The 21,565-nt window shown below is 58.3% G+C and carries 19 protein-coding genes; 12 read left to right on the top strand and 7 right to left on the bottom strand.

Annotated features, from left to right (window positions below):
* Positions 1-107: 107 nt before the first annotated feature.
* Together hrcA and ACR0AL_RS10670 are read left to right on the top strand one after the other, a co-directional pair.
* Positions 108-1,172 carry a heat-inducible transcriptional repressor HrcA gene (hrcA, locus tag ACR0AL_RS10675; protein WP_170361045.1) on the top strand — a complete coding sequence of 355 codons (1,065 nt, stop codon included), beginning with the start codon at positions 108-110 and terminating at the stop codon, positions 1,170-1,172.
* Between the two features lie 10 nt (positions 1,173-1,182).
* On the top strand, positions 1,183-1,746 hold the full coding sequence (locus tag ACR0AL_RS10670) for a nucleotide exchange factor GrpE (protein WP_480662947.1): 564 nt from the start codon (positions 1,183-1,185) through the stop codon (positions 1,744-1,746).
* A gap of 32 nt (positions 1,747-1,778) precedes the next feature.
* On the opposite strand, the gene mutS is transcribed toward ACR0AL_RS10670, so the two are convergent.
* On the bottom strand, positions 1,779-4,394 hold the full coding sequence (mutS, locus tag ACR0AL_RS10665) for a DNA mismatch repair protein MutS (RefSeq protein WP_170349841.1): 2,616 nt from the start codon (positions 4,392-4,394) through the stop codon (positions 1,779-1,781).
* 162 nt (positions 4,395-4,556) lie between these two features.
* Between mutS and ACR0AL_RS10660 the strand changes: the two genes are divergently transcribed.
* Positions 4,557-6,812 (top strand): NADP-dependent malic enzyme, encoded by a 2,256-nt coding sequence (locus tag ACR0AL_RS10660; RefSeq protein WP_170506403.1) that lies wholly within the window; start codon positions 4,557-4,559, stop codon positions 6,810-6,812.
* 3 nt (positions 6,813-6,815) lie between these two features.
* Positions 6,816-7,685, top strand: coding sequence for a ribokinase (locus ACR0AL_RS10655; protein WP_170506400.1), 870 nt, complete (start codon positions 6,816-6,818; stop codon positions 7,683-7,685).
* Here ACR0AL_RS10655 and msrA read toward each other — a convergent pair.
* From msrA to ACR0AL_RS10635, 4 genes are all read right to left on the bottom strand, one after another.
* On the bottom strand, positions 7,682-8,353 hold the full coding sequence (msrA, locus tag ACR0AL_RS10650) for a peptide-methionine (S)-S-oxide reductase MsrA (protein WP_480662945.1): 672 nt from the start codon (positions 8,351-8,353) through the stop codon (positions 7,682-7,684). The genes ACR0AL_RS10655 and msrA overlap by 4 nt on opposite strands.
* 97 nt (positions 8,354-8,450) lie before the next feature.
* Positions 8,451-8,732, bottom strand: coding sequence for an SCP2 sterol-binding domain-containing protein (locus ACR0AL_RS10645; RefSeq protein ID WP_170349566.1), 282 nt, complete (start codon positions 8,730-8,732; stop codon positions 8,451-8,453).
* A 79-nt stretch (positions 8,733-8,811) separates the two neighbouring features.
* On the bottom strand, positions 8,812-9,252 hold the full coding sequence (locus ACR0AL_RS10640; protein ID WP_170506395.1) for a DUF1810 domain-containing protein: 441 nt from the start codon (positions 9,250-9,252) through the stop codon (positions 8,812-8,814).
* A complete protein-coding gene (locus ACR0AL_RS10635) occupies positions 9,249-10,475 on the bottom strand; it encodes an argininosuccinate synthase (RefSeq protein ID WP_170361039.1) in 1,227 nt (408 codons plus the stop codon). The genes ACR0AL_RS10640 and ACR0AL_RS10635 overlap by 4 nt, the downstream gene beginning before the upstream one ends.
* Positions 10,476-10,593: 118 nt before the next feature.
* Between ACR0AL_RS10635 and ACR0AL_RS10630 the strand changes: the two genes are divergently transcribed.
* A complete protein-coding gene (locus ACR0AL_RS10630; protein ID WP_254441058.1) occupies positions 10,594-11,382 on the top strand; it encodes a hypothetical protein in 789 nt (262 codons plus the stop codon).
* Between the two features lie 58 nt (positions 11,383-11,440).
* Complete coding sequence (ilvA, locus tag ACR0AL_RS10625; RefSeq protein WP_480662942.1) at positions 11,441-12,667, top strand: threonine ammonia-lyase IlvA; 1,227 nt, start codon at positions 11,441-11,443, stop codon at positions 12,665-12,667.
* Here the strand turns inward: ilvA and ACR0AL_RS10620 are convergent.
* Positions 12,664-12,993: an Hpt domain-containing protein gene (locus ACR0AL_RS10620; RefSeq protein ID WP_480662940.1), complete on the bottom strand. Its 330-nt coding sequence runs from the start codon at positions 12,991-12,993 to the stop codon at positions 12,664-12,666. The two genes, ilvA and ACR0AL_RS10620, sit on opposite strands and share 4 nt — an antisense overlap.
* 156 nt (positions 12,994-13,149) lie before the next feature.
* Between ACR0AL_RS10620 and ACR0AL_RS10615 the strand changes: the two genes are divergently transcribed.
* Positions 13,150-14,421, top strand: coding sequence for a PP2C family protein-serine/threonine phosphatase (locus ACR0AL_RS10615; protein ID WP_367648257.1), 1,272 nt, complete (start codon positions 13,150-13,152; stop codon positions 14,419-14,421).
* On the opposite strand, the gene ACR0AL_RS10610 is transcribed toward ACR0AL_RS10615, so the two are convergent.
* Positions 14,418-14,864 carry an NUDIX hydrolase gene (locus ACR0AL_RS10610; RefSeq protein WP_480662938.1) on the bottom strand — a complete coding sequence of 149 codons (447 nt, stop codon included), beginning with the start codon at positions 14,862-14,864 and terminating at the stop codon, positions 14,418-14,420. The two genes, ACR0AL_RS10615 and ACR0AL_RS10610, sit on opposite strands and share 4 nt — an antisense overlap.
* A 76-nt stretch (positions 14,865-14,940) precedes the next feature.
* Here ACR0AL_RS10610 and hslO point away from each other — a divergent pair, with 76 nt between their 5' ends.
* The 5 genes from hslO to ACR0AL_RS10585 all read left to right on the top strand — a co-directional run bounded on the left by hslO (position 14,941) and on the right by ACR0AL_RS10585 (position 21,517).
* Complete coding sequence (gene hslO / locus ACR0AL_RS10605) at positions 14,941-15,918, top strand: Hsp33 family molecular chaperone HslO (RefSeq protein WP_170349573.1); 978 nt, start codon at positions 14,941-14,943, stop codon at positions 15,916-15,918.
* On the top strand, positions 15,902-16,507 hold the full coding sequence (locus ACR0AL_RS10600; protein WP_170349574.1) for a CoA pyrophosphatase: 606 nt from the start codon (positions 15,902-15,904) through the stop codon (positions 16,505-16,507). Before hslO ends, ACR0AL_RS10600 begins: the two co-directional genes overlap by 17 nt.
* The gene (locus tag ACR0AL_RS10595; RefSeq protein WP_480662936.1) at positions 16,504-17,658 is read left to right on the top strand and encodes a CCA tRNA nucleotidyltransferase; all 1,155 of its coding nucleotides are present in this window, start codon (positions 16,504-16,506) and stop codon (positions 17,656-17,658) included. The genes ACR0AL_RS10600 and ACR0AL_RS10595 overlap by 4 nt, the downstream gene beginning before the upstream one ends.
* Before the next feature lie 191 nt (positions 17,659-17,849).
* A complete protein-coding gene (locus ACR0AL_RS10590; protein WP_480662934.1) occupies positions 17,850-19,688 on the top strand; it encodes an ABC transporter ATP-binding protein in 1,839 nt (612 codons plus the stop codon).
* On the top strand, positions 19,685-21,517 hold the full coding sequence (locus ACR0AL_RS10585) for an ABC transporter ATP-binding protein (RefSeq protein ID WP_480662932.1): 1,833 nt from the start codon (positions 19,685-19,687) through the stop codon (positions 21,515-21,517). The genes ACR0AL_RS10590 and ACR0AL_RS10585 overlap by 4 nt, the downstream gene beginning before the upstream one ends.
* The last annotated feature ends 48 nt before the right edge of the window (positions 21,518-21,565 follow it).

Here is a 21,565-nt window from a genome sequence, read left to right as displayed (position 1 = left end):
ATCCTTTGTTTGCTGGGTTGGGGATAACGCCCTCATGGCTTACGATGCAACCCCGATTGACCTTTCATATGCCTGCGATTTAATGACGGCCCAGCAGGGGACCGCTGATGAGCGAAGCGAGCAAAATTCTGAACGAGATGAACGACCGGTCACGTGAGGTGTTCCGGCTGATCGTCGAAAGCTATTTGGACAGCGGTGAGCCTGTTGGCAGCCGCACTCTGACCCGCACATTGTCGGAAAAAGTCAGCGCCGCCACCGTGCGCAACGTCATGCAGGATCTGGAGTTTCTGGGCTTGCTCGACAGCCCCCATGTCAGTGCGGGGCGCATTCCGACGCAGCAAGGCTTGCGTATGTTTGTCGATGGTTTGCTTGAGGTTGGCGATCTGGGCGCCGCTGATCGGCAGAAACTGGACGAAACATTAGGGTCTAACGCAGGCGATGTGGGCGGGATGCTGGATCGCGTGGGTTCGGCCTTGTCACACGTGACACATGGTGCCTCCTTAGTTTTGACTCCCAAGCAAGAATCCGAGATCAAGCATATCGAATTTGTTTCGTTAGCTCATGACCGTGCATTAGTGGTGTTGGTTTTTGCTGACGGGCACGTTGAAAACCGCCTGTTTACACCGCCACCGGGGCAGACACCCAGTTCGATGCGCGAAGCGGCGAATTTTCTAAACGCACTGATCGAAGGCCGCACGCTTGGCGAAGTGCGCCGTCAGATGCAGGCGCAGATTGACGCGCGTAAACAAGAGATTGACGTGCTGGCACGGGAAATGGTCGAAAGCGGCATGGCGGCTTGGGACGGGGATGGAGGCGACTCGGCCCGTCTGATTGTGCGCGGGCGGGCGAATCTGCTGGGTGAACCGGGTGAAGTTGAGGAGCTGGACCGAATCCGCTCCCTGTTTGATGATCTGGAACGCAAACGAGACATCGCGGAATTCCTTGAATTGACCGAAGAAGGCGAGGGTGTGCGCATTTTTATCGGCTCTGAGAACAAACTTTTCTCACTTTCGGGTTCCTCTTTGGTGGTGTCTCCATATATGAACGCTGATCGAAAGATAATCGGCGCGGTCGGGGTCATCGGGCCCACGCGTTTGAATTATGGACGGATCGTACCGATCGTGGATTATACGGCGCAACTGGTCGGCAAGCTGATATCCGACCGGAGCTAGAGGGTAAGAGATGGCAGAGCCCAAGGACGAAGATTTTCTGGACAATATCGCAATGGCTGAAGCTGAAGAGCTGGCTGAAGAAATCGCTGAGTTCAGCGACGAAGCGCTAGAGCTGGATGAGTTGCGCGCTGAGCGCGACGATTACAAAGATAAGTTTATGCGTGCGCTGGCAGATGCCGAAAACGCCCGTAAGCGTGGCGACAAAGCGCGGCGCGATGCTGAGCAATACGGCGGTTCGAAACTGGCGCGTGATATGCTGCCGGTCTACGACAACATGAAGCGCGCACTCGAAGCCGCGACCGATGAGCAGAAAGAAGTGGCCGCCGGTCTGCTGGAAGGGATCGAGCTGACCATGCGGGCGCTGAAGGATGTATTCCAAAAACACGGGATCGAGGTGATCACGCCCGAGGTTGGCGATCGATTTGATCCAAACGTGCATGAGGCGATGTTCGAAGCGCCGGTTCCTGGAACCCGCGCCGGTGACATCATTCAGGTATCGGCCGAAGGCTTCATGCTGCATGATCGTCTACTGCGACCGGCGCAAGTGGGTGTGTCGTCGACACCTTCAAGCTAAGCGGCTTTAAAACCAAAATTTTTTTGAGGCGGTCAGGATCTGGCCGCCTCTTTCAGTTTATAAATCAGGTCCAGTGCCTCGCGCGGGGTCAGCTCATCAGGCAGCACGTCGTCCAGCATATCCGTGACCGGCGATGCCTTGGATGCAGGTGGCGGGGGCGGCGGAGCGGCGGAAAATAGCGGCAGATCGTCGATCAGCGCCTTTTGTTTGCCGCCTTCGCGTTCGGTTTTTTCCAACTGGTCCAGTACGACGCGGGCTCGATCCACCACCGATGCGGGCAGACCGGCAAGCTGCGCGACTTGCACCCCATAGGAGCGGTCGGCGGCCCCCTTGTGGACTTCGTGCAGGAAAATGACCTCACCTTCCCACTCCTTGACTGCCACGGTGGCGCTGCCGACACCCTCCAACTTGCCGGCCAGGGCGGTGAGTTCGTGGTAGTGGGTGGCGAACAGCGCGCGGCATTGGTTGGCGGCGTGCAGATGTTCCAGCGTGGCCCAGGCGATGGACAGGCCGTCATAGGTGGCCGTGCCACGGCCAATTTCATCGAGAATCACCAGCGCGCGGTCGTCGGCCTGATTCAGGATGGCGGCCGTCTCGACCATTTCCACCATAAAGGTCGAACGGCCCCGGGCCAGATCGTCGGATGCGCCGACGCGGCTGAATAATTGGCTGACCACACCGATATGCGCCTGTTCAGCGGGAACATAACTGCCCATCTGGGCCAGCAGGGCAATCAGGGCGTTCTGACGCAGGAAGGTCGATTTACCTGCCATGTTGGGACCGGTCAGCAGCCAGATAGCCGCGCCCTGATCCGCGCTGAGATCGCAATCATTGGCAATGAAGGCATCGCCGCTTTGTTGGCGCAGCGCGTGTTCCACAACCGGATGACGTCCACCCTGCACGTGGAAGGCGCGCGATGTGTCGACCTGGGGACGGCACCAATTTTCTCCGCGCGCCAGATCGGCCAATGCGGTGGTCAAATCCAGCTCGGCGAGCCCCCGGGCGGCTTGGTTGAGACGCGCGGCGCGGTCCAGAATCTCGTCAGAAAGCCTTTGATAGAGCCTCTTTTCTATTTCCAATGCCAAATTACCGGCGTTCAGGATGCGGGTTTCGATCTCGGACAGTTCGACGGTTGTAAACCGCACCTGATTGGCAGTGGTCTGGCGGTGGATATAGGTCTCAGAAAATGGCGGGTTCAGCATCTTCTCGGCATGGGTGGCCGTGGTTTCGATGAAATAACCCAGCACGTTGTTATGCTTGATCTTCAGCGAAGCAATGCCGGTGTGTTCTGCGTATTTCTGTTGAAATCCCGCAATGACGGATCGGCCTTCGTCGCGCAGTTTGCGGGCTTCATCCAGTTCCGTGTCAAAACCCGGAGCGATGAAACCGCCGTCACGGGCCAGCAGGGGTGGTTCTGCCACAAGGGCCTCATCCAACAAGGTCAAAAGATCGTCAAACCCGATCAAGTTCTGCACTGCGGTGGCCAGCAGAACCGGCAAATTCTGTGTGTCACAGATACCTGCAATAGCAGCTGCCTGCGTCATTCCGTTGCGGATGGCGGCCAGATCACGAGGGCCACCCCGTTCCAGCGACAGGCGCGACAGGGCGCGGTCCAGATCAGGGGTTTTGCGCAGGGCATCGCGCAGGTCTGAGGCGGTCAGACTGTCCTCAGCTGCAAAACTCACAGCATCCAGCCGGGCATGGATCACGTCCAGATTGCGCGAGGGGCTGGACAAGCGCTGTTCCAGCAACCTTGCCCCGCCCGGAGTGACGGTGCGATCGACCACCGACAATAGGGATCCGGCGCGACCACCCGACAAGGAACGGGTCAGTTCAAGATTGCGGCGTGTGGCGGCGTCGATCTGGACAACGCGATCCTCTGATTCCTTCAAGGGGGTCTGCAGCAGGGGCAGTTTGCCCTTTTGCGTGATCTCAAGATAGTCGATCAAGGCACCCATTGCCGAAACCTCGGCCCGACCGAAATTTCCAAACGCATCCAAAGCGCCCACGTGGAACAATCCGCAAATACGTTTTTCGGCGGCCGTGCTGTCAAAACTGGCGCGGCCGATGGGGGTTAGCGAAATTCCCAAATCACGGACTGGTTCCTGCAAAGCCTGTTCCGATCCGTCGGCAACGATCAGTTCGGACGGGGCAAGCCGTGCCAGTTCGGGGCTCAGCCGCACGGTTGTCAAAGGCATCACGTGAAACGCCCCGGTAGAGATATCAGCCCAGGCCAAGGCGGCCTCATCCCGCACTTCGGCATAGGCGGCCAGAAAGTTGTGGCGGCGGGCTTCCAAAAGGGCATCTTCGGTCAGTGTGCCGGGTGTCACCAGACGCACGACATCGCGCTTTACTACTGATTTAGAGCCTCTTTTCTTCGCCTCGGCCGGGCTTTCCATCTGCTCGCAGACTGCCACGCGAAAGCCCTTGCGGATCAGGGTCAGCAAATAACCTTCGGCGGAATGAACAGGTACACCGCACATCGGGATGTCGGTGCCGTTATGCTTGCCGCGTTTGGTCAGGGCGATATCCAACGCCTCGGCTGCGTTGACGGCATCTTCGAAGAACATCTCGTAGAAATCGCCCATACGGTAGAACAGCAGGGCATCGGCGTGGGCCTCTTTGATTTCGAGATATTGCGCCATCATCGGCGTGACTGTGGACAAGGCTGACCCCTTTTGGCGTGTTCCGGGCGCGACCTTACAAATCCCGCATCTTCTGTAAAAGCCGAAAACTCATTCTCGTTGAGGCGCGCGTTTTCCTGCGCTATGAGGCGACAGCCCAACAGATGTAAAGAAACGACATATCAGATGCCCAAAGCGAAAATTACCGACGAAGAAGCCCTGGCCTTTCACCTGGACCCCACTCCCGGCAAGTGGGAGGTGCAGGCCACGGTTCCAATGACAACCCAGCGTGATCTGTCGCTGGCCTATAGTCCCGGTGTCGCTGTTCCATGTGAAGCAATCGCGGAAAACCCCGAAACGGCCTATGACTATACCAACAAGGGCAATCTGGTCGCGGTAATCTCGAACGGCACGGCGGTTCTGGGTCTTGGAAATCTGGGCGCGTTGGGCTCAAAACCGGTGATGGAGGGGAAGTCGGTCCTGTTCAAACGGTTTGCCGATGTGAACTCGATCGATATCGAGTTGGACACTGAAGACCCAGATGAATTCTGCCGCGCAGTGAAGCTGATGGGGCCGACCTTTGGCGGCATCAATCTGGAAGACATCAAGGCGCCCGAGTGTTTCATCATCGAACAGCGCCTGAAGGAAGAGATGGACATTCCCGTCTTTCACGATGATCAACACGGCACGGCGGTGATCTGCGCGGCAGGTCTGCTGAACGCGCTGCATATCTCGGGCAAAAAGATCGAGGATGTGAGGATCGTTCTGAACGGTGCAGGTGCTGCTGGGATCGCCTGTATAGAACTGCTCAAGGCAATGGGTGCGCGGCATGAAAACTGCATCGTCTGCGACACCAAGGGCGTAATCTATCAGGGCCGTACCGAAGGGATGAACCAGTGGAAATCGGCACACGCCATCACCACTGATCTGCGCACGCTGGAAGACGCTATGAACGGCGCGGATGTGTTCCTGGGCGTGTCGGTCAAAGGTGCGGTCACGCAGGACATGGTCGCCAGCATGGCCGACAACCCGGTGATTTTCGCCATGGCCAACCCCGACCCTGAAATCACGCCGGAAGAAGCGCATGAGGTGCGTGTGGATGCCATCGTCGCCACCGGACGCAGCGATTATCCGAACCAGGTCAACAACGTGCTGGGCTTCCCCTATCTGTTCCGGGGTGCGCTGGACATTCACGCCCGTGCCATCAATGACGAGATGAAGATTGCCTGCGCCCATGCGCTGGCCCGTCTGGCGCGCGAGGATGTGCCGGATGAGGTTGCGATGGCTTATGGCAAATCGCTGACCTTCGGTCGCGATTATATCATCCCGACACCGTTTGATCCCCGACTGATCCATCGTATCCCACCTGCCGTGGCCAAGGCGGGCATGGATACCGGCGCAGCGCGGCGTCCGATCATCGACATGGACGCCTATGAGCTGAGCCTCAAATCCCGCATGGACCCGACCGCCAGCATCCTGCGCGGTCTGAACGCCCGTGCGCGCCAAGCGCAAAGCCGCATGATCTTCGCCGAAGGTGACGATCCACGTGTACTGCGCGCTGCTGTGACCTATCAGCGGTCTGGATTCGGCAAGGCCCTGGTTGTCGGTCGCCCCGATGACGTAAAACAAAAGCTGGAAGAGGCCGGGCTGGGCGATGCCGTGCGCGAGTTGGAGGTGGTGAATGCCGCCAACACCACGCATCTCGAGACCTATACCGATTTCCTGTACAAGCGCCTGCAGCGCAAAGGTTTTGATAGCAAGGATATTTACCGCCTGGCGGCACGTGACCGGCATGTGTTCTCATCCCTGATGCTGGCGCATGGGCACGGTGATGGCCTGGTAACCGGGGCCACGCGCAAATCGGCGCATGTGCTGGACCGGATCAATCACGTGTTCGACGCGGACAAAGCGCATGGTGCGGTAGGTGTGACCGCGCTGCTGCACAAGGGGCGGATCGTGCTGATCGGTGATACGCTGGTGCATGAATGGCCGGACGAGAATGACCTGGCCAATATCGCCGAACGCTCGGCCGCAGTGGCCCGTCATATGGGGCTTGAGCCGCGCGTGGCCTTCGTCAGTTTCTCGACCTTTGGGTATCCGGTGTCGGAACGGGCCGAAAAGATGCACCGCGCGCCTGTCGTGCTGGATAAGCGCAAAGTGGATTTCGAATACGAGGGCGAGATGACCGTGGACGTTGCCCTGAACGAGGATCAGCAGGCAGGCTATCCGTTCCAGCGCCTGACCGGCCCGGCGAATATCCTGATCGTTCCCGCTCGGCATTCGGCGTCGATCTCGACCAAGCTGATGCAGGAAATGGGCGGGTCCACGGTGATTGGCCCGATTCTGTCTGGTGTCGACAAGCCGATCCAGATCTGTTCGACCGGGTCGACGGCGAATGATATTCTGAACATGGCCATCCTGGCCTCGTGCGATATTGCTTAAGCCATGACGATCTGGAACCTCGGCTCGATCAACGCGGACATGATTTATGACGTGCCGCACCTGCCCGGACCGGGAGAGACGCTTTCAGCCAATCGGCTGGATCGGTATCTGGGTGGCAAAGGGGCAAATATGTCTGTGGCGGCCGCACGGGCCGGGGCGCAAGTGGCGCATATCGGGGCCGTGGGGCCGGATGGGCGCTGGGCGCTGGATCGTCTGACCGAATATGGCGTGGACACGCGCCATATCACTGGAGTCGAGGTTCCGACCGGTCATGCCATCATTGCGGTGGACGCACAGGGTGAGAACAACATCATTCTGTTCCCCGGTTCAAACCACGCGATCACTCAGGGTCAGTTGGGGCAAGCGCTGTCCTCGGCCCTGCAAGGTGATGTGCTGGTGATGCAGAACGAAACCAACCTACAGGTCGAAGCCGCAAAGATGGGGCGCGATCTGGGGCTGACTGTCTGCTATGCCGCCGCACCGTTCCAGGCTGACGCGGTTCAGGCCGTGTTGCCGTATCTGGATTTTCTGATCCTGAATGAGATCGAGGCTGAACAACTACAGCAGGCAACCGGGCAATCCGTTACCGACCTTGAGGTCGAGCATGTGATCGTCACTTTGGGGTCAAAAGGAGCGCGGTATTACCATCGCGGCGCCGCTACGGATTTTCCGGCGCACAAGGTAAAGGCCGTGGATACCACTGGCGCAGGGGATACTTTCACCGGCTATGTTCTGGCAGGAATGGATCGCGGGATGCCAATGGCACAGGTGATTTCCCAAGCAAACCGTGCCGCGGCCTTGATGGTCACGCGGCACGGCACAGCTGATGTTATTCCCGATCTCAAAGAGGTGCGCGAAGCGCGGCTCGATTAAGACCCCGCGAACGGTGCGTCACTGCCCCAAAGCTGCTTGACCCGGTCATCACGGCCGCAGGCTTTGCGATAGGCTTTGTACGCGCTGTGCTGGCGTTTGGGGCCAAAGCGGGTCAGGACCAGCTTGTTCCCCTTATAGTAATCCTGATGATAGGCCTCAGCCGGGTAGAATGCCCCTTGCTGCAGGATTGGCGTCACGATCTGTTGCCCCAGAGCGTTCTGGGCACTTGTCTTGGCTTGCTGAGCTAGGGCTTTTTCCCCAGCGTTAGAGACGAAAATGGCCGTGCGGTAGCTGTCACCCCGGTCACAGAACTGACCGTCCGCATCCGTTGGGTCGACCGAACGGAAGAACATGCTCAGCAGGGTTTCACGGGAAACGCGGGCCGGGTCAAAGGTGATCTGAACCGCCTCGTAATGGCCGGTTCCGCCTTTGGTGACCTGATCATAGGTTGGATTGGCGGTACTGCCACCGGTGAAACCCGACACGGCGCCAGTCACGCCCGGAACGGATTCGAAATCGGATTCGACGCACCAGAAACAGCCCCCTGCAACCGTCAGGGTTTCGAACCCGGCGGCGGGTGCCGGGGCGGCACGCAGCAGGGCGACAAGAGCGATCAGCGTGAACTGAAGCGTAGGTTTGAAAAAATCGAGATAGGCGATGCGGGTCATGGCAGGTCTCCTTTTCGGGATAAGGCTGCCCTGACTTATGCGTTGGTGCAATCCGCTGACATGGTTTGTCACGGGGTGGTGAGACGAGTTTATCGTCTTAACCTAGCAGTTGTCCCAACTTCATCGCTACACCCATATTGCCCGAAATCTTGAGCTTGCCTAATGCTACGCCGGTCATCGGGTTCAGCTTGCCCGTCAGTAATTTGGTCAGGTTGTCCTGCGAAATGCGGATGGTGCAATCGGTGTCGCGATCCTGTGTGCTGGCCCGATTATCGGCCAGAACGATGACCCCATCCTCGCCACAATCGAATTTCAGCGAGCCCTCAAAGCTTTTGCCATCCAAGCCTTGCTGAATGCCGTTGGCGATGTCCTGCAGCATCTTTGTCCCCTTCACAATTTGCCTATACGTAAAGAGAATGGGCGTTCTTGTGCAAGGGTGACCCAACTGGACCCTGCAGTCACGACATTTGCAGGATTTGCCGGGTCCGCTCACAGGGTTGCCCATCATAAAAGGCATCAAGAACAGTCTGAAACTCTGACGGAGCTCCGGGCACGGATGCAAACAACGTCATCGAGGACCGCAGTTTCTTTGCGTCAATCCCACCCAGAATGTCACTGGCATCGCGCCCTTTGTGCTGTAACATCAACCCAGCAACCTTGGTCAGGCGCTGGCGGAGGTCTGGATTATCCAGATAAGCTGTGGCCTCATCCAAATCCTCGATCCCGTACAGCTGCGCCATGTGAGACCGGCCAAGTTCGGCCAATTGCGGAAATACAAACCACATCCAGTGGCTGGTTTTCTGTCCTTGTTCCAATTCGCGCAGGACGTCGGACCAGACCGCGTCCTGCGCTTCGATGAACAGATCGAGTTCGTCGTTGATGTCGTCGTCGTCGATCACTTGGACAGGCGCTTATCCCGCGCCGCCAGCAATTTCAGGCGCAGCGCGTTCAACTGGATAAATCCGGCCGCGTCTTTTTGGTCATAGGCGCCGGCGTCATCTTCGAACGTCACATGCTCTTCAGAATACAGCGAATGATCCGACCAGCGACCCACGGTCGAAGCCAGACCTTTGTACAGTTTCACGCGGACAGTGCCGGTGACATGGTCCTGAGATTTGTCGATGGCGGCTTGCAGCATTTCCCGCTCGGGGCTGTACCAGAAGCCGTTATAGATCAGCTCGGCATATTGCGGCATCAGCTGATCTTTCAGGTGCATCGCGCCGCGGTCCATGGTGATGGATTCGATTCCACGGTGCGCTTCCAGCAGGATGGTACCGCCGGGTGTTTCGTAGATACCGCGCGATTTCATGCCCACGAAACGACCTTCGACCAGGTCCAGACGGCCAATACCGTGCTTGCCGCCATATTCGTTCAGCTTGGTCAGGATGGTTGCGGGGCTCATCGCCTCGCCATTGATGCTGACCGCGTCGCCTTTTTCAAAGCCGATCTCAATGAACTCGGGCTCGTTCGGTGCGTCCTCGGGGTGGACGGTACGCTGATAGACATAGTCTGGCGCCTGATCTGCGGGGTCTTCCAAAACCTTACCTTCGGACGAGGTGTGCAGCAGGTTGGCATCGACCGAGAACGGCGCCTCACCGCGTTTGTCCTTGGCAATTGGGATTTGGTTCGCTTCGGCAAATTCCAACAGCTTGGTGCGGCTGGTCAGGTCCCATTCACGCCAGGGTGCAATGACCTTGATGTCGGGGTTCAGGGCATAGGCGGCCAGTTCGAACCGCACCTGATCGTTGCCTTTGCCGGTCGCGCCATGTGCAACGGCGTCGGCACCGGTGGCCTCGGCAATCTCGACCAGACGCTTCGAGATCAGCGGACGCGCGATTGAGGTGCCCAGCAGATACAGGCCTTCGTATTGCGCATTGGCGCGGAACATCGGGAAGACGAAGTCGCGAACAAACTCTTCGCGGATGTCCTCGATATAGATGTTTTCGGGCTTGATCCCCAGCAGCTCGGCCTTTTGGCGGGCGGGCTCCAGCTCTTCACCCTGACCCAGATCGGCGGTGAAGGTCACGACCTCACAGCCGTACTCGGTCTGCAACCATTTCAGGATGATCGAGGTATCAAGGCCACCGGAATAGGCCAGAACAACTTTCTTGGGCGCGGACATCTGACTTCCCCTTATGCGTAAGACGCTTGGCCCCTAACGGGTTTTGGACGCGGGGGCAAGTTATGAGGATTGACGCAGGGTGGGAATTGCGGTGAAACGGGCGGATTGAGAACAAGGAATGGTTGAGAGGGCAGAGTATATGCTGGGATTGGCGATTTTCGTACATTCGGTAAAGATGGTTCTGAGGAACCTGAAGCAAGCGCTTCAGATTTCCGTTGTACCTGCGCTCATTGGCGGCTTTTTGGCCATTGGCTTGTTCTTTCTTTTCGACGCCCCACACAAACAATTCGAAGGTGCCACTGCTACAACCCCTGACCCAACTGCTGTGATGACGTTACTCGGATTCCTATTTTGCATCGTGATCGTAGTGTTCGTCGTAATGCTCTGGATTGTAGTATCATGGCACAGGTTTGTTTTGCTCGAAGAGTATCCGTCGGGGCTAGTTCCACCTTTCCGATTTGACCGCGTTCTGGCCTATTTCGGGCGTCTTTTGATGCTGTTCTTGTTGGCTTTCATCCTTATGATCCCTGCGGCGTTGATCATGAGTATGTTGGCGCAATCCTCGGCGGTTTTGGGGGCCATTTTCTGGGTGGGTTTGATCGTATGTCTTACGATCGGATTCTATCGTGCCTCACCAATTCTGCCCGGTGCAGCTATTGGAAAGCCCATAAAGCTGTCTGAAGCGTGGCAGGCGACCTCGGGCGCAAGCGGAGCCATCGCACTTCTGGTCGTCTTGTCCATCCTCTTCCAAATATTGCTTCAGCTACTGGCGTCATTGCTGCTTTTCATCCCGATCATCGGGATATTGATAGTTTTGTTTGCGAGCATGCTGATCGTCCCATTGATCAATGTCAGCATTCTGACGACGATCTATGGCGTGTTCATCGAGAAACGCGAACTCACCTAAGCTGAGTACACATATGTATTCCTTGCCCTTTCAACGGTGATCGGGCAGGGAAACCGGCATGACTGATTTCATGACCCGCGCCCGCGTCGCTGAACAGGCGATGCGCACCGTGTTTCCGCCAACCCCGTTGCAGCGGAACGCTCACCTTTCCGACCGCTATGGCGCCGATATCTGGCTCAAGCGCGAGGACCTCAGCCCGGTGCGGTCCTACAAAATCCGCGGTGCGTTCAACGCGATGCGCAAGCAGCAGGGGCAAGAGCTTTTCGTCTGCGCCAGCGCGGGAAATCATGCGCAGGGCGTGGCGTATATGTGCAAGCACCTGAACGTGCGTGGTGTGATCTTCATGCCGGTGACGACGCCGCAGCAGAAAATTCAGAAAACCCGCATATTTGGCGGCGACAATATCGAAATTCACCTGACCGGAGACTATTTCGACGACACGCTGGCCGCTGCGCAGGCGTGGTGTGCGCAGCAGGGCGGGCATTTTCTGTCGCCCTTTGATGATGAGGATGTGATCGAGGGGCAGGCGTCTCTGGCTGTCGAGGTTGAGGCGCAGCTGGGCGGCGTCCCGGATCACGTGATCCTGCCGGTTGGCGGGGGCGGCATGTCCTCGGGCGTGGCGACATGGTTCGGGGATCGGACCCATTGCCTGTTTGTCGAACCCAAAGGCGGGGCCTGTTTGCATGCGGCCATGGCGGCGGGACATCCGGTGGCGCTCGATCAGATCGACAATTTTGTCGATGGGGCAGCGGTCGGGAAGATCGGGGCGAAACCGTTTGAACTGCTCAAGGATCGCCACCTGTCCGACGTGCTGGTCTTGTCCGAAGACCGTATCTGCACCACCATGATCGAAATGCTGAATGTCGAAGGCATCGTGCTTGAGCCCGCAGGCGCTCTGGCGATCGAGGCGGTGACTGATGTGCAAAGCTTTATCCGCGGCAAAACCGTTGTCTGCGTCACCTCGGGCGGCAATTTCGATTTCGAACGTCTGCCCGAGGTCAAGGAACGGGCGCAGCGTTATTCCGGCGTCAAAAAGTACTTTATCCTGCGCCTGCCGCAGCGCCCCGGCGCGTTGAAAGAGTTTCTGGGCATATTAGGGCCGGAAGACGATATCGCCCGGTTCGAATACATGAAGAAGTCGGCGCGCAATTTCGGTTCGGTCCTGATCGGCATCGAAACCCGTAAGCCCGAGAATTTCGCACGCCTGTTCGCGCATCTGGACGAGGCTGGCTTTACCTACGCCGACATCACCGAAGACGAGACGCTGGCGCAGTTCGTGATCTAGGACAGGTTTGCGACTTTCTCGGCAAAGAACACAGTTTTTGAGTCGTCATAGACTGTTAGGATGGCAGGCAGATCGACGTCACTGGCCTTGCCAGCGGCGGCGTTGCGCTCTGCGTCCTGACACAGCTTGAAAAACCGGTCGAACCCCAGACTCAGCGCGCTGCCCTTGAGGAAATGCATGTTCTGTTCGAACTCAGCCCGGTCGGTGTCCTGATGCAGCCGGTCGATGGTTTCCTGAACCTCGTCCAGAAAGATCTGCACCACCTCTTCGAATTCGTTGGCACCCACTTCATCCTGCAGTTGTCTGACTCTGGACCAGTCGATCATGTTCGGCCTCTCCACACATATCGCGACCTGACTTGCGTAGCCCACGGCGAGTAAAGAGCGGGTTAAGCAACAAGACAAAGACGCCTTCACCGGATGTTAAACCGCCCCGCGCTAGGGTCGCTGCGTTCCGTAAAGGTCACAGTACAGAGGGTTCAGGTGGCAGAGGGCAGTCAGGCAGAGGCCAGGTCCGATCAGGATTTTGGTGCGATCCAAAAGGTGCTGGTCGTCGATGACAGCCGGCTGCAACGTCGTATTCTGGTGGCCTCGCTGAAAAAGTGGGGCTTTGAGGTGCTAGAGGCCGATAACGGCGACGCCGCGATCGAGATGTGCGCCACCGACCCGCCGGATCTGGTTCTCAGCGATTGGGTGATGCCGGGGATGAGCGGGCTGGAATTCTGCCGTGCCTTCCGGGCGCTGGAAAGTGATCAATACAGTTACTTCATCCTGTTGACCTCAAAAAGTGAAAAGCAAGAGGTGGCGCGCGGGCTGGACGCTGGTGCGGACGATTTCCTGATCAAACCGCTTGAGGCGGATGAGCTGCGCGCGCGGATCTCGGCCGGGGCGCGGATTCTGGATATGCAGCGCGAACTGTCCGAGAAGAACCGGATGATCGAATCCGCGTTAGAAGACCTGCGCGTGGCGCATGATGCCATCGACAAAGACCTGATTCAGGCCCGGAAAATTCAGGAATCCCTTGTCCCCGAACTGACGCGGGATTTCGGGAAATCGCGGGTCAGCATGCTGCTGAAACCCTGCGGGCATATTGGCGGTGATCTGGTGGGGATGTTCTCGCCCGGGGTCAATCGGCTGGGGTTTTACAGCATTGACGTGTCGGGCCACGGTATCACCTCGGCGATGATGACAGCGCGATTGGGCGGCTATCTGTCCAGCAATCATTTCGATCAGAACGTGGCGATGGAAAAACGCTTTGACAAGTTCTATGCTCTGCTGCCACCCGAACAGGTGGCCGAGATGCTCAATTGCCGCCTGATGGCCGATGCCGGCGTCGAAGAATACTTCACCATGGTTTATGCTATTGTCGATCTGCGCAACGGGCATCTTAAGATGGTGCAGGCCGGGCACCCGCATCCACTTGTTTTGCGCCAAGACGGCAGTGCCGAATTTCTGGGCGAGGGTGGCCTGCCCATCGGTTTGCTGCCCGATGTGTCCTTTCAGCGGATCGAAACTTACCTGCAACCTGGCGATAAACTGATGCTGTATTCTGATGGCTTTACCGAGTGTCGTCTGGCCGATGGCGGTTTGCTTGAGGAAGAAGGCCTGCAGCAGATGGCCCGCGATTGTGCGCCCGACCGCTGCGGTACTGAGTTTCTGGACGATATGTTCTGGCGCATGACGCAGGCCATGGCACCGGGTAGCGGCATGGATGATGACGTGTCCGCCGTGTTCTTTGAATATAACGGGGCTTAGAAACTGTTCAGATGTCGGGTGGCAAAGTGACGGTCCCCCTCGTTGCCAAGCATCTGCACCGCAACGGCAGTTTCCATCCAAAGCGCCTCGTGAAACTCTTCGCGGGGCGGTCCCATCCGGCGCACCGGACGGGCGCTGTAGATCATGCAGATTTTCTCGGCCCAAAGGTCATATTCAGGCATAAAGGTGAATCGGCGAAACGCACCGATCCGCCGCGGGGCGGCGATCAGCCAGCCGGTTTCTTCGAACACTTCGCGATGCAGCGCGGTAATCGGGGATTCGCCCGGATCAATGCCACCGCCCGGCAGCTGCAATTCGGGGTTCAGCCCATCGTCATACCACGTGACCAGCAGGTCTTTTCCTTTCGGCAGTAACGCATAGACACCCGGTCTGCGTGTATATGTACGCCCTTTTTCCGGGGTTTCACCGAACCGTCTGATCATGTATGGCCCCTTCAAACCCAATCTGTTCAACCTATATGGTGCCGGTATGCCAACCCGTGGCGTGTAAGGAAACCCCATGTCTCTTGGAACGAAAATCGCGTGGGACGATACTGTCCTGCCCTTTCAACTTGATGTATCGGATATGCGCGGCCGTGTAGCCCGTCTGGATGGTGTGCTGGACGGCATCCTGAAGCAGCATGACTATCCCGAAAAGGTCGAGGCGTTAGTGGCCGAGATGGCCCTGCTGACCGCGTTGATCGGCCAGACCGTTTCGCTGCGTTGGAAACTGTCTTTGCAGGTGCAGTCCAAGGGCCCGGTGCGCATGATCGCGACCGATTACTTTGCGCCCAAGGTCGAGGGAGAGCCGGCCCGCATCCGCGCCTATGCCAGCTATGATCGCGACCGCCTGACCGATGGCGGGCCGTTTGATCAGGTGGGCGAGGGTTATTTCGCCATCATGATCGACCAGGGTGAAGGCACGCAGCCGTATCAGGGGATCACTCCGCTGGCGGGGGGCTCGATCTCTGCCTGTGCCGAGGCGTATTTCGCACAATCCGAGCAGCTGCCGACGCGGTTCTCGCTCAGCTTTGGCAAATCGACCGAGCCGGGCGTCGGTGAACACTGGCGCGCGGGCGGAGTGATGCTGCAGCACATGCCCAAGGCCTCGCCCTTTGTGGCGGACGGACAAGGTGGGGGGCAGATCCTGACCGCCGAAGATCTGGTCGACGGGGAAGAGAGTGAAAACTGGGGCCGCGTCAACATCCTGTTGGATACGGTCGAGGATCTCGAATTGATCGGGCCTTCGGTGGCGCCGACCGACCTGTTGATCCGGCTGTTTCACGAGGAACAGCCGCGGGTCTATGACGCTCAGTCCGTGCAATTCGGCTGCACCTGTTCGGAAGATCGTGTGCGGCAAAGCCTGTCGATCTATTCGGCCAAGGACATCGAAAAGATGACCACGCCCGAAGGCAAGGTAACCGCCGATTGTCAGTTCTGTGGCGCACATTACATACTGGAACCGGGTTCGGTCGGCTTTGATGCGGACGACGCCTGATCCTACGGTCCAGTTGCGGGCGGCCCTGCGCCGCCCCGGCCACGGTTCAAGCGATTTCGACCTGAACCCCGAAACCAACCTGCCTGAAGGGCGCAAATTGCGCCCGGCGGGGGTGCTGGTTCCGATCACGGTGTTTGACGACACGCCGCGGCTGATTCTGACGAAACGATCCTCGGCTCTGAAACACCACCCCGGCCAGATCGCCTTTCCCGGCGGTAAGCAGGATCAAGGCGACGTAGATGTCACCGCCACTGCCCTGCGTGAGGCGCAGGAGGAGATCGGTCTGCCGCCCGACTTGCCCGAGATTCTGGGCCACCTATCGTCTCATGAAACCGTCACGTCCTTTACCGTTACACCGGTTGTCGCGATCCTGCGCGAACCGTTTCAACTGACCCCCGAACCGGGCGAAGTGGACGAGGTGTTTTCGGTTCCGCTTGCACATGTCCTCAACCCCGCGAATTATATCGTTGAATCGCGCCGCTGGCGTGGTCACAAACGGTATTATTTCACGGTGCCGTTCGGCCCCTACTACATCTGGGGCGCGACGGCCCGAATGTTGCGGGGATTGGCCGCACGGGTGAATGAATGACGCGAATTTCTGAGGCCTGGGTTACTGATCCGGCAACGCAAAAGGTCTGTGCAGCGTTGACGGGCGCCGGTGCGCAGGCGTTGTTCGTCGGGGGTTGCGTGCGCAACGCGCTGCTGGGCGCGCCGGTCTCGGATATCGATATCGCCACCGATGCGCGCCCCGAACGGGTGATGGAGCTGGCGCAGGCAACGGGCCTCAAGGCCATCCCCACCGGAATCGACCACGGCACGATCACTGTGGTCAGTGGCGGTGCCCCGCATGAGATCACCACTTTTCGCCGCGACGTGAAAACCGATGGCCGCAGGGCGGTGGTGGCATTTTCCGACAAGTTGGAAGAAGACGCCGCGCGCCGCGATTTCACCATGAATGCGATCTATGCGCGGCCCGATGGCAGTATTCTCGACCCGTTGAACGGGCTGCCCGACCTGCAATCCCGCCGCGTGCGCTTTATCGGCAACGCCGAGAACCGCATTCGAGAGGATTACCTGCGATCCCTGCGGTATTTCCGGTTTCACGCCTGGTATGGCGATGCCGAGGCTGGGTTTGATCCGGACGCTCTGGCGGCGATTGCGTCTAATCTGGACGGGCTAGAGGGCCTGTCTCGTGAACGGGTCGGGGCCGAACTTCTGAAACTTATGGGCGCACCCGATCCGGCACCCTCGATTGCCGCGATGCGTCAATCGGGAGTTCTGGCCCGGCTGTTGCCAGGGGCCGAGGACCGTGCGTTGGCACCGTTGATAGCCTTAGAGGAACAGGCCGGGGCCGCCCCTGAGTCAATTCGGCGTCTGGCCGCAATCGCAACACCGGATATCGCCAAGACCCTGCGCCTGAGCAAGGCGCAATTACAACGTCTGACCCGCATGCGGGATGAGGCATCCGGTACTGCCAGCGTTGCCGAACTGGGGTTTCGTTATGGCGAAGAGGGCGGCTTGCACGAAACCTTGCTGCGCTGCGCCTTCCTTGAACAGCCGTGGAGCGAAACCTTGCGCACCGATCTGCACAAAGGGGCTGAGGCTGATTTCCCGATCAAGGCCACCGACCTGATTCCCGATTTCACCGGTCCCGCGCTGGGCAAAAAACTGGCCGAGCTTGAGGCGCGCTGGATTGCATCAGGCTTTGCGCTGACCCGCGAGGAATTGCTGAGCATCTGACACGAAGTCTCAAAAGGGGATGACAAATCAACTTCTTTGTGGTTTCGTGCGCCTGTCACATGAATGGAGGGATGCGAATGTATTACGGGATCTGGTTCGGCTAAAGCCGGAACACTTTGACCCGTAGGGGTGGTGTTCTGGCGCCATCTTTCTTCGCATGACCTATTTACTGCTCAATCGGAGCACTCTCCATGTTTCGCTATTTCGAAAACCTTGTTGACCCTTTTGCCGACTATACCGAGACCGACACACCGCCCACGCGGCTGTGGCCGTTTATGCTGGATTATTCCCGACCTTTCATGCGGGTGTTTTTCTGGACCGCGCTGATTTCAGTCATCGTCGCCGCGGTCGAGGTCGGGCTGATTTATTACATGGGCCGCGTGGTTGACCTGTTGTCTGGCCCTCCGGCTGAGGTCTGGCAGGCCCACGGGACTGAATTGATTCTGATGGCTGTGTTTGTGCTGCTGTTACGGCCGATGCTGCATGTGGTTGATGTCCTGCTGCTGAACAACACGATCCTGCCGAACTTTGGCACCATCATACGTTGGCGGGCGCATAAGCATGTGCTGCGTCAGTCCGTGGGGTGGTTCGAGAATGACTTCGCGGGCCGTATCGCAAACCGGATCATGCAGACGCCCCCCGCCGCGGGTGAGGCCGTGTTTCAGGTTTTTGACGCGATTTCTTTCTCGCTGGCTTATCTGATCGGGGCGGCGATCCTATTGATGGCGGCCGATCCGCGCCTGTTGTTGCCGCTGCTGATCTGGTTTGCACTATATGCATTGTTGGTGCGCTGGACGGTCGCTCGGGTCGGACCGGCGTCCAAGGCGGCGTCGGATGCGCGCTCGGCGGTGACGGGTCGGGTGGTGGACAGTTACACCAACATCCACTCGGTCAAGATGTTCGCGCATGATGATCAAGAGTTGGACTATGCCCGCGAAGCCATAGCTGAAACCCGTCGCACCTTCCAGGTTGAGATGCGGATCTTCACCATTATGGATGCGGTTCTGGTGACGTTGAACGGCCTGCTGATCGTTGGTGTTGTCGGTTGGGCCATTGCCTTGTGGATGCAGGGCAGTGCCACGGTCGGTGTGGTAGCAGCGGCGACCGCGCTGACCTTGCGACTGAATGCGATGACCGGTTGGATCATGTGGGCGTTGACCAGTTTCTTCCGCCAGCTTGGTGTGGTGGCTGAAGGGATGGAGACGATTGCCCAGCCTATCGACCTGCTGGATGCGCGGGACGCGAAACCATTGCAACTGACCACAGGTCAGATCGACATCCGCAACCTGTCGCATCACTATGGCCGCAAAACCGGTGGGCTGGATCATATCAACCTGACCATTCAACCGGGTGAAAAGATTGGTCTGATCGGGCGGTCCGGTGCCGGAAAATCGACCCTAGTTAAGCTGCTTTTGCGGTTTTATGACGTGGAACAGGGTGCAATCCTGATTGACGACCAGAACATCGCAAGCGTCACTCAGGACAGTCTGCGCAGCAAAATCGGTATGGTGCAGCAGGACAGTGCGCTGCTGCACCGGTCGGTGCGCGATAATATCCTGTATGGTCGTCCCGAGGCATCCGAGGAACAGATGATCGCCGCCGCCAAACAGGCCGAGGCGCATGAATTCATCCTCGACCTGCAAGATCCGCAGGGACGCACCGGATATGATGCACATGTGGGGGAACGGGGCGTGAAGCTGTCCGGTGGACAGCGGCAGCGGGTGACGCTGGCGCGGGTGATCCTGAAAGACGCACCGATCCTGCTGTTGGATGAGGCGACATCCGCCCTGGATTCCGAGGTCGAAGCGTCGATCCAGGAGACCCTCTACGGCATGATGCAAGGTAAAACCGTGATCGCCATTGCCCACCGGCTGAGCACCATTGCGCAGATGGATCGTATTCTGGTTATGGATGGAGGTCGGATTGTAGAGCAGGGCGGGCATTCCGAATTGTTGGCGCATGGGGGGCTTTACGCTCAGTTCTGGGCGCGGCAATCTGGTGGCTTCCTGAACCCGGAGGCTGCGGAATGAAGGCTGCCGATCTTATAGATCCGTTCAAAAAATCTGAGACGCCCCCGCCGCAAACGCTGGGGGCGTTCATCCGTTGGTGCCTGTCCGGCGCGTGGCCGATGATTTTTGTCGCGGCCAGTTTTTCGGCCATGGCTGGCGCGATGGAGGCAGGAACGGCCTGGATGTTGGGTCTGGTGATCGATCTTGCCTCGGAAAATGGACCTCAGGGTTTTTTCAACGCAGATAATCTGTGGATGATTCTGGGCGTGGTGGCATTTTTCATGTTGCTGCGCCCAGCGCTGTTCGGGCTGTCTTCGGTGACGAACAACTATATCGTCATGCCCAATGTGCCGCCGCTGGTGCTGGCCAAGCTGAACCGCTGGACCCTTGGCCAATCGGTCACTTATTTCGACGATGATTTCGCGGGCCGGATCGCGCAGAAACAGATGCAGACGTCTAACGCATTGGCCTCTGTCGTGTCCGAGACAATCAGTGCAATTGTGTTTGCCTTGGCCTCACTTGCCGGTTCTTTGTTCTTGTTAGGGTCTATTCATCCACTGGTGATGTTACCCTTCGCCGGGTGGCTGGTGGTGTATTTTCTGCTGATCCGCTGGTATCTGCCACGCATTCGCGCCCGGTCTGCTGCGCGGGCTGGCGCGCGCGCCATGGTGTCCGGGCAAGTGGTTGATACCATCACCAATATCAAGACCGTAAAGCTGTTCGCTCATTCTGCGTTTGAGGATCAGGCCGCGCGAAACTCCATGGTTGATCTACGCGAAAAGATGTTGGCCTTCGGGGCATTGTCCGCCAGCTTCCGATTTATCCTGATGGTGCTGGCCGGGGTTCTTCCGGTTCTCTTGCTGGGCGCGACGCTGCTTTTGTGGAGAAACGGGATTGCGACGGCGGGTGATATCGTGGCGGCTGGCGCGGTTTCGATCAGGATTGCGCAGATGACCGGCTGGGTCAGTTTCACACTGATGGGGCTCTACGCGAATGTGGGTGAGGTCGAGAACGGTATGAAGACGCTTGCCAAACGCGACCGGGTCGAGGACGCCGCGCAAGCCACTGACCTGACAGTGACCGAGGGGCGGATAGATTTCGAACATGTCAGCTTTGCCTATGGTCGCGATGTGGGCGGTGTGTCCGATGTGAGCATGACCGTGCATCCGGGTGAAAAGCTGGGAATTGTTGGGGCCTCGGGTGCTGGGAAATCCACTTTGGTCTCGTTGTTGCTCAGGCTCTATGACGGGGAAAAAGGCATTATTCGCATTGACGGGCAAGATGTCAGCCAGGTAACGCAGGACAGTTTGCGTAGTCAGATCGGCATGGTCACGCAGGAAACTGCGATGTTCAACCGTTCGGCGCGTGAGAATATCCTGTATGGCCGCCCAAACGCGTCAGAAGACGACATGATTGCAGCGGCGAAGAAGGCCGAAGCGCATGATTTTATTCTTAGCCTACAGGATGCCCATGGCCGCAGCAGCTATGACGCGCATCTGGGCGAACGCGGTGTGAAGCTCAGCGGTGGGCAGCGGCAACGGATCGCTCTGGCGCGCGCTATCCTCAAAGATGCGCCGATTCTGGTTCTGGATGAGGCGACCTCGGCGCTGGATTCCGAAGTTGAGGCGTCGATTCAAACCGCCCTGCACCGGGTGATGCAGGGCAAGACGGTCCTGGCGATTGCACATCGCCTGTCCACGCTCAGCGAGATGGACCGGATTATCGTCCTGGATCAGGGGCAGATCGCCGAATCCGGCACCCATGATGCGTTGTTGGAGCAGGGCGGGTTGTACGCGCGGTTCTGGCATCGCCAATCGGGCGGGTTCATTCAGGCCGAAGCCGCCGAATAACGCACAAAGCGTGCTAGGGGGTTTTGTTGCGCGCAAAGCCCCGGTATC

The sequence above is a fragment of the Ruegeria sp. BB1 genome (assembly GCF_056539465.1).
The sequence above is the reverse complement of the archived record's forward strand: the minus strand, read 5'-3'. Positions and strand labels throughout refer to the sequence as shown.